The following is a 9,197-nucleotide window of genomic DNA, read 5'->3' as shown; positions in this document are numbered from 1 at the left end:
TTCCAACATGCATGAACCGCATCAGTACGAGCAAATAAAGTTGCATCACCTTTCATTGCATCAAGCAATAAACGCTCATAAGCTGTTAATAAACTTGGTGAGGCTAAATCAGCGTAGCGGAAATCCATTGACACTTCTTTTGACTCAAAACCTGCACCTGGTTTTTTCAAACCGAAACGCATTGAAATTCCTTCATCTGGCTGAATACGAATAATCAATTTGTTGTCTGGTGCATTTTGGCTAAATACTGGGTGAGGCGTAGTTTTAAAATGAATCACAACTTCGGTTACACGAGTTGGTAGACGTTTACCTGTACGCACATAGAATGGTACGCCTGCCCAACGCCAGTTATCAATTTCACAGCGTAATGCCATAAAAGTTTCAGTATTAGAGTCACTTGGCACACCTTTCTCTTCAAGATAACTTTTTACTTCTTCACCATCAACCACACCACGAGCATATTGGCCCAACACCAAATTATTTTTAACATCCTCGTTGCTCAATGGATGTAAGCAATGTAAAACTTTTGCCACTTCATCACGCATTGAATCTGCATTAATAATTGCGGGAGGTTCCATTGCCACCATAGCTAATACTTGTAATAAATGGTTTTGGAACATATCACGCATTGCGCCTGAACCATCGTAATAACCACCACGTTCTTCAACACCAATAGATTCAGCACCAGTGATCTCAACATAATCAATAAAATTTCGGTTCCAAAGTGGCTCAAACAATCCATTAGAGAAACGTAATACAAGTAAGTTCTGAACAGTTTCTTTACCTAAATAGTGGTCAATACGATAGATTTGATGCTCTTCAAAAAAACGATGAATTTGAGAGTCTAACTCTTTAGCTGTTGCTATATCATAGCCAAACGGTTTTTCAACAATGATACGTTTCCAACCAAACTCTTCTGTATTTAATCCATGAGCTGCTAAACATTCTGGAATAACAGAGTAAAGACTTGGAGGTGTTGAGAGGTAATATAATGTGTTGCCACCGGTATGATATTTATCATGTAATTCATCTAAACGAGGAACAAGCTTACCATAATCTAATGCATCCGCTGTATTGACTGCTTGGTAATAAAGATGTCCGCAAAATTCATCTAAAATCTCACCGCTTGCTTTTTCATATTTAATTAAGGCTTCACGCATTTTTGTTCGAAAAGCTTCATCATCCATTTCTGTACGGGCTACACCTAATACGGAGAAATCCTTCCCAAGACGATCATTCTTAAAAAGATTATAAAGTGCCGGTATTAGCTTACGAAAAGTTAAATCACCTGATGCACCAAAAATAACAATACAATTATTCTCTGTGTTCATTATATTTTCCTATAGTTATAGTTCGTTAATTTATTTAGCTATTTTGTAAAATTTTTATCAATGTACTAATCAATAAAATTAATCAAAGCAAAAAATCTTTTTCCAATCAAGTTTCTTATTAAATACCATCATAAAATAGGGGTTCACAAAAGTTTCTCTTTGATTATAACTAAGAGGTTTAAAATTAAGAGCAAAAATCTTTCCTCCAGATTCATTCAGTAATACTTCTGCTGCTGCAGTATCCCATTCTCCCGTATCACCAAAACGGATGTAACAATCTGCTTTACCTTCTGCAACTAGCCCCGCTTTTAAACTACTTGAGCCACATTTTATGAATTCAACATTATAAGGAGGTCTTACTGCTTTTTCTATTTGAGGACATGTTAAAGCTCCGATAGTTACTTGCAAGCGGTTAGTTTGAGATAACAATTTGTTATGATTAGATAAACGTACTGTTCGCCCACCTTCAATAAGAAAAGCACCATGTTGCTCATAAGCATAGTAGGTTTTATCAAAAATTGGAGCATGAATAATACCGAGGACAGGAATATTTTTTTTGACTAGTGCAATAACAACGGAAAATTGACCGGTACGATTGATAAATTGCTGAGTACCATCTAAAGGGTCAATAATCCAATACTCTTCCCAATGCTCTCTTTCTGATAGAGGGATTTTGCAACATTCTTCAGATAATACAGGAATATCCGGTGTTAATTCTTGCAACGCTTGAGTCACAAATTTACTAACAAAAATATCAGCATCGGTAACAGGTGTATTATCTGCTTTAATGTAGATTCCCACTGAATTATTATAAAAGTATTTTATATGCTCACCCGCTTGGTAAGCAATTTTCAACACATTTTCTACTAGTTGTTGATCGAGCTTAAGCATAATTTACCATCCTTGTTATCAGTGAGATTATCGAGAATATCATACCGCCAAATAGATTAAAGAAAAAGTAACGAATCTACTTTTTAGGTAAAAATAAACGTAATATTATCAATGCATAAACACTACTAGGTAATGCAAACATTAAAGCATATAAAACAATTGCCAATGAGTTCTCCCATCCTGAAATAGCTTCATCTGCATATACTGAAATAGTGATAATAGAATATAAAAACATCACAATACCAGAAAAAAAGGCTATTTGGATTAAATTGCGTTGGTGGTACTTTTGTACTACGCACACAATTGCAAATAAAAATGTAGGAATCGTGGCTAACACAAATACATCTCTTAAGCCTTCAACATTGATGCCACCGAAAAAAGGTAGAAAAAGTGATAGAATAATTTGTGTTAGTAGAGGAAAAATCAATAAGACCAATTTAGGATTTTTTTGCATTGAGATATTCTCTAAGTAAAAATAAAGCAGATAAATTCCTTGATTCCCCAAAATCTGAGGATGCTAATAAATCATCTATGGCAGATAATGGGTAATATACAACATCTAATGGCTCTGGCTCATCTCCTTCTAATTTTGAAGGATAAAGATCTTGTGCAATAAACACGTGCATTAGCCCGTATCCATGACTTGGTCCGCTATACAAGCTACGTAAAAATTCCATTTGATTTGCACCAAAACCCACCTCTTCTTGTAATTCACGATTAGCACTGATAATTGGCTCTTCTCCTTTATCAACTAATCCTTTGGGAAAGGTTAGCTCATAACGTTCTGATCCAACCGCATACTCTTTAATCATTACAAGTTGGTCGTTATGAATAGGAACAATCATCACTGATGATCGACGTTGTGGAGTCATTCGCTCATAAGTTCTTTCTTCACCGTTAGAAAAACGTAAATCAACAGCTTGTACTTCAAAAAGACGTGTTTTTGCAATAGTAGAAACAGATAAAATTGTTGGAAGTTTTTTTGTCATTATTCTTTCCTTTTTGTTTATCGTATAAAGATTGTTTAAACTACCATTCTAATCTCAGAAAGTAAAAGTATAAACACCCCAAAGCAAGATCCCATATCGACATCCTTTAGCCACGCCAATAAGTATCAAGCTTTGTAACGCATTAAACCGCAACCAACCTGCTAATCCACAAAAAATATCGCCAAAAATTGGAAGCCAACTAAATAATAATACCCATACTCCATATTTTTTACTATAACCTAAAGCTTTCTGTATAGATGAATTCTGTGACGAAGCAAACTTCAACGGCGGAATCAAGTACGCAACAAAATAAGTTGTCATACTCCCCAAGGTATTTCCTAGCGTTGCCCAAAATAACAAGCTTCCGATAAAAGATGAATTATCCTCTAATATTACAGATTGAGAAGCAAAAATACTGAAAATAATTTCTGAATTTCCCGGCAAAATAGTTGCACTAAAAAATGCACTCAAAAACATCAGCAATAGCTGGTTTTCTGATGTAAAAGATAAGGCTAAGAATGAAACCAGATAATCATACATTACAATGTTTACCAAGTAAAAATACTTAAATTTGATATAGATCAACAAACCATTCTACTTTATTTATTTTATTAATGAAATTTATTTAAGTAAAGAGCGAACAAGACTATAATTATCAACAAATCTTATAAATTTTGAAATTTTAGTTTAAGGATAACCAATGTTTTCACCAGCAGAAATGGCAAAGATTGCTGAAGATGGTGCTGTATATAAAGCCACTAAAAAACAATTTTACTCCTTCATCTCTGCTATTACTGCAGGTGCTTATATCTCAATTGCTTTTGTCTTTTATGCAACCACTCAAGTAGGTACAGAAACGCTGCCTTGGGGCGTAGCGAAACTAATTGGTGGAACCGTATTCTCTCTTGGTATTATTATGTGTGTGGTATTTGGAGCAGAGTTATTTACTTCATCAACCATGACAGCTGTAGCAAAAGCAAGCAAAAGAATTACTTTATTCCAAATGTTAAGAAACTGGTTAGTCGTTTATGGTGGTAACTTTGTCGGGGCTATTTTTATCGTTGTATTAGTCTGGCTAAGTGGTCAAATTATGACTGCTAGTGGAAAATGGGGGTTGATTATTTTACAAACAGCCCAACATAAGATACATCACACTTGGATTGAAGCATTCAGTTTAGGTATTTTCTGTAATTTAATGGTTTGCATCGCAGTATGGATGGCGTACGCTGGTAAAAGCTTAACAGATAAAACCTTTATCATGATTTTACCAATTGCGATGTTTGTTGCATCAGGTTTTGAACACTGCGTAGCAAATATGTTTATGATACCAATGGGAATTTTAATCCATTCTGGTGCAAGTCCTGAGTTCTGGACAGCTATTGGTATTGATCCGGCACAATATGCAGATCTAACCATTGCAAATTTTGTTGTAAAAAATTTAATTCCAGTAACTATAGGCAACATTATTGGGGGTGCGTTCTTTATTGGTTTGGTGCAGTGGTTCTTGCATTTAAGAAAGCACTAATAAAAAATTTTATAAGCGGTAAGATTATTACAAAGTTTTGCAGTTATTCAACCGCTTGTAATGTAGTTTTACTTATTAACTAACGAGGATTTACAATGACTCAACTAACAGAAGCTCAAATGAAAGCGTGGGAAGGTTTTACCCCAGGTGAGTGGCAAACAGAAGTAAACGTACGTGATTTTATTCAAAAAAACTATACACCTTATGAAGGTGACGAATCATTTTTAGTTGATGCAACATCTGCAACAAAAACATTGTGGGATGATGTGATGGAAAAAATTAAAGTGGAAAATAAAACCCACGAACCGTATGATATTGATACAGATACTCCATCAACAATTACTTCACATGCTCCAGGTTATATTAATAAAGATTTAGAAAAAATTGTTGGACTTCAAACAGATGCACCATTAAAACGTGCAATTATGCCATTTGGTGGGATTAGAATGGTTAAAGGTTCTTGTGAAGTTTATCATCGTGAGCTAAATCCAGAAGTAGAAAAAATCTTCACAGAATATCGTAAAACTCATAACCAAGGTGTATTTGATGTTTATACTCCAGATATTTTACGTTGTCGTAAATCAGGTGTAATCACAGGTTTACCAGATGCTTATGGTCGTGGTCGTATTATCGGTGACTATCGTCGTATGGCACTTTATGGTGTAGATTTCTTAATGAAAGATAAATTTAATCAATTTACTTCTTTACAAAAGAAATTAGAAAATGGTGAAGATATCCAAGCAACTATTCAATTACGTGAAGAAATTGCTGATCAACACCGTGCATTAGACCAAATTAAAGAAATGGCTGCATCTTACGGTTACGATATTTCTAACCCAGCAACTAATGCGCAAGAAGCAGTACAATGGACGTATTTTGCTTACTTAGCAGCTGTTAAATCACAAAATGGTGCGGCAATGTCTTTCGGTCGTATTTCAACATTCTTAGATATTTATATTGAGCGTGACTTAAAAGCAGGAAAAATCACAGAACAAGAAGCACAAGAATTAATTGACCACTTAGTAATGAAACTTCGTATGGTTCGTTTCTTGCGTACACCAGAGTACGATCAATTATTCTCAGGCGACCCGATGTGGGCAACAGAAACTATTGGTGGTATGGGTGTTGATGGTCGTACATTGGTAACTAAAAATAGTTTCCGTATATTACATACTCTATATACAATGGGTCCGTCACCTGAACCAAACCTAACAATTCTTTGGTCTGAAAGCTTACCTGAAAACTTCAAACGTTTCTGTGCGAAAGTATCTATTGATACCTCTTCAGTGCAATATGAAAATGACGATTTAATGCGTCCAGATTTCAATAGTGATGACTACGCAATTGCTTGTTGTGTAAGCCCAATGGTTGTAGGTAAACAAATGCAATTCTTCGGTGCTCGTGCAAACTTAGCGAAAACTATGTTATACGCAATTAATGGCGGTATCGATGAAAAATCAGGTATGCAAGTTGGGCCTAAATCTGAACCAATTTTAGACGAAGTGTTAGACTTTGATAAAGTTATGGCTCGTATGGATTCATTCATGGATTGGTTAGCAACACAATATGTGACAGCATTAAATATTATCCATTTTATGCATGATAAATATGCATACGAAGCTGCATTGATGGCATTACACGATCGTGACGTATATCGCACAATGGCCTGTGGTATTGCAGGACTTTCAGTTGCAGCTGACTCACTTGCAGCAATCAAATATGCAAAAGTTAAACCAATCCGTGGTGATATTAAGGACAAAAATGGTAATGTAGTGGCATCAAATGTGGCCCTTGATTTCGAAATTGAAGGTGAATATCCTCAATTTGGTAATAATGATGACCGTGTTGATGAAATTGCATGCGACTTAGTTGAACGTTTTATGAAGAAAATTCAAAAACACCATACTTATCGTAATGCGGTTCCTACACAATCAGTACTTACAATCACTTCTAACGTAGTATATGGTAAGAAAACAGGTAATACACCAGATGGACGTCGTGCAGGCGCACCATTCGGACCGGGTGCAAACCCAATGCATGGACGTGACCAAAAAGGTGCTGTAGCATCATTAACATCTGTTGCTAAATTACCATTTGCCTTTGCAAAAGATGGTATCTCTTATACCTTCTCTATTGTACCAAATGCGTTAGGTAAAGATACGGATTCACAAAAACGTAATTTAGCGGGCTTAATGGATGGTTACTTCCATCACGAAGCTACAGTAGAAGGTGGACAACACTTAAATGTAAACGTAATGAACCGTGAAATGTTATTGGATGCAATGGAAAACCCAGAAAAATATCCACAATTAACAATTCGTGTGTCTGGTTATGCAGTACGCTTTAACTCTTTAACAAAAGAGCAACAACAAGACGTTATTACTCGTACTTTTACAAAAACAATGTAATTCGTTTACTAACTAAATCAAGAAATTTGTAAAAATTTCAATAAAACCTACCGCTTGTCTTTGGGCAAGCGGTATAATTTTTTATGTAATTAACGAAATTACTAAATAAAAAGTGGAGCGATTATGTACGATAATTTTTCAGCCGAGCTTAAATGGGCAACCTTACATATGACAAGAACCCGTGCAGCAATAGAAGCATTGCCGGATCTTTCCCACGTGCGATTAGCTTGCAATATGCATCTTGATCTAAAAATGGCACCACTTGTCAAAGGATTACTTGATAAAGGAGCAAAGGTCTTTTTAACTACCTGTAATCCAACCACAGTACAAGATGATGTTGTCGCTTATTTAATGAACCAAGGGGCAGAAGCAAAAGCATGGCGAAACATGGAATATACTGACTGGCAGGAAAGTTTTAGAGAGGTTATCACTTGGAATCCAACTCACCTATGTGAAATGGGAGCAGATATTACCGCACTTATTCACAGTGAAAATATCAAAACTAACGTAAAAGCAGGGCTAGAGGCGACAGGTTCAGGCATTAATCGCTTAAATGGTTTAACCCCTAACTATCCTATTTTTAACTGGGATGATTTACCCGTAAAAGAAGGCTTACATAATCGTCACATGGTTGGTTTAACTGCCTGGCATACTTTTTTTGAAACGACACATTTAACCCTTCACGAAAAAAGCGTTGTCGTTATTGGGTATGGCTTAGTTGGACAAGGTGTTGCCGCAGCAGCAAAAGCTTATGGCGGAAAAGTAATTGTAGCAGAAATGGATAAAGCTCGAGCTTTACAAGCACAATATGATGGCTGGCAAGTGATGCCATTAACTGAAGCAGTAAAAATTGCTGATGTTATTGCCACGGCAACAGGAGCTAAAAATGTCCTTTCAGGTAATTTATTACAACAAACTAAATCAGGTGTATTCATTTTGAATGTAGGTCACGTTGCCAAAGAAATTGATGTCGATTTCTTAGAAACTCACAAAATGAAAGAGCCAATGCCTTACATTAAGGCATATCATCTTGATGAAGGCAATAATAAAATTATTTATTTATTAGCTAACGGCTCAATGTTTAATCTAACCGCAGGTTATGGTGATAGTCTTAATGCCTTTGATGTTACCTTAGCGGTTATGGCAAGCGGTATCGGACATATTGTTGGAGAAGGTGAAAAAGTCGATAATGGTGTGTATTTATTACCGCAAAATGTTTGGCAAAATGTACTCTAAAACTGACCGCTTACAAGCGGTCTGATCACTCTCAAATTTTACAATTTTAAGGAAAAATAATGTCAGTAGCTCGTTACCACTCTTATGAATCTTGTGGAACTGTAGATGGTCCAGGGATCCGCTTTATCCTGTTTTTACAGGGTTGCTTAATGCGGTGTAAATATTGTCATAACCGTGATACATGGGATCTGCATGGCGGAAAAGAAATTTCTGTAGAAGATTTGATGAAAGAAGTAGTAACTTATAAGCACTTTATGCGAGCAACGGGTGGCGGTGTTACTGCTTCTGGTGGCGAAGCGATTCTACAAGCTGAATTTGTTAAAGATTGGTTTAAGGCATGTAAAGCTGAAGGGATCAATACTTGTTTAGATACTAATGGTTTTGTTCGCCATTACGATCAAACTATTGATGAATTATTGGATAATACCGATCTCGTAATGCTTGATCTAAAAGAACTCAATGATGAAATTCACCAAAACTTAATCGGTGTATCAAATAAACGTACGCTAGACTTTGCAAAATATCTAGAAAAACGTAATCAACTGACGTGGATTCGTTATGTTGTCGTACCGGGTTATACGGATGATGATGATTCAGTTCATCGCCTTGGCAAATTTATCGAAGGGATGAAAAATATTGAGAAAGTTGAATTACTTCCTTACCACCGATTAGGTGCGCATAAATGGGAAACTCTTGGCTATAAATATGAATTAGAAGATGTTCTACCCCCAACCAAAGAATCGTTAGAGCATATCAAAACGATCCTTGAAGGCTATGGACATGAAGTAAAATACTAATGGGAATAATGGGCGTTTAC

9 protein-coding genes are annotated in these 9,197 nt (G+C 35.9%); 4 read left to right on the top strand and 5 right to left on the bottom strand.

The annotated features are described in order from the left end of the window. The 5 genes from zwf to Q1J40_RS06580 all read right to left on the bottom strand — a co-directional run. The coding region (gene zwf / locus Q1J40_RS06600; RefSeq protein ID WP_301099261.1) for a glucose-6-phosphate dehydrogenase at positions 1 to 1,331 on the bottom strand (1,331 nt) is incomplete at its 3' end. A gap of 78 nt (positions 1,332 to 1,409) precedes the next feature. Continuing rightward, positions 1,410 to 2,222, bottom strand: coding sequence for a 3'(2'),5'-bisphosphate nucleotidase CysQ (gene cysQ, locus Q1J40_RS06595; protein ID WP_301099260.1), 813 nt, complete (start codon positions 2,220 to 2,222; stop codon positions 1,410 to 1,412). Between the two features lie 76 nt (positions 2,223 to 2,298). After that, positions 2,299 to 2,676 (bottom strand): HI_0559 family membrane protein, encoded by a 378-nt coding sequence (locus Q1J40_RS06590; RefSeq protein ID WP_301099259.1) that lies wholly within the window; start codon positions 2,674 to 2,676, stop codon positions 2,299 to 2,301. Then, on the bottom strand, positions 2,660 to 3,211 hold the full coding sequence (nudE, locus tag Q1J40_RS06585) for an ADP compounds hydrolase NudE (RefSeq protein ID WP_301099258.1): 552 nt from the start codon (positions 3,209 to 3,211) through the stop codon (positions 2,660 to 2,662). Before nudE ends, Q1J40_RS06590 begins: the two co-directional genes overlap by 17 nt. A gap of 54 nt (positions 3,212 to 3,265) precedes the next feature. Beyond that, positions 3,266 to 3,751, bottom strand: coding sequence for a YqaA family protein (locus tag Q1J40_RS06580; RefSeq protein ID WP_301099257.1), 486 nt, complete (start codon positions 3,749 to 3,751; stop codon positions 3,266 to 3,268). A 160-nt stretch (positions 3,752 to 3,911) separates the two neighbouring features. Here Q1J40_RS06580 and focA point away from each other — a divergent pair, with 160 nt between their 5' ends. From focA to pflA, 4 genes are all read left to right on the top strand, one after another. Further along, positions 3,912 to 4,736, top strand: a complete 825-nt coding sequence (gene focA / locus Q1J40_RS06575; protein WP_301099256.1) for a formate transporter FocA — start codon at positions 3,912 to 3,914, stop codon at positions 4,734 to 4,736. Between the two features lie 95 nt (positions 4,737 to 4,831). Further along, the gene (gene pflB, locus Q1J40_RS06570) at positions 4,832 to 7,144 is read left to right on the top strand and encodes a formate C-acetyltransferase (RefSeq protein WP_301099255.1); all 2,313 of its coding nucleotides are present in this window, start codon (positions 4,832 to 4,834) and stop codon (positions 7,142 to 7,144) included. Positions 7,145 to 7,267: 123 nt separating this feature from the next. Next, positions 7,268 to 8,380, top strand: a complete 1,113-nt coding sequence (locus Q1J40_RS06565) for an adenosylhomocysteinase (RefSeq protein ID WP_301099254.1) — start codon at positions 7,268 to 7,270, stop codon at positions 8,378 to 8,380. Positions 8,381 to 8,439: 59 nt separating this feature from the next. Further along, the gene (gene pflA, locus Q1J40_RS06560) at positions 8,440 to 9,177 is read left to right on the top strand and encodes a pyruvate formate lyase 1-activating protein (protein WP_301099253.1); all 738 of its coding nucleotides are present in this window, start codon (positions 8,440 to 8,442) and stop codon (positions 9,175 to 9,177) included. Positions 9,178 to 9,197: the final 20 nt, after the last annotated feature.

The organism is Otariodibacter sp., from assembly GCF_029256985.1.
In the GTDB taxonomy this organism is placed as follows: domain Bacteria; phylum Pseudomonadota; class Gammaproteobacteria; order Enterobacterales; family Pasteurellaceae; genus Otariodibacter.
This window is presented reverse-complemented; position numbering and strand designations above follow the sequence as displayed.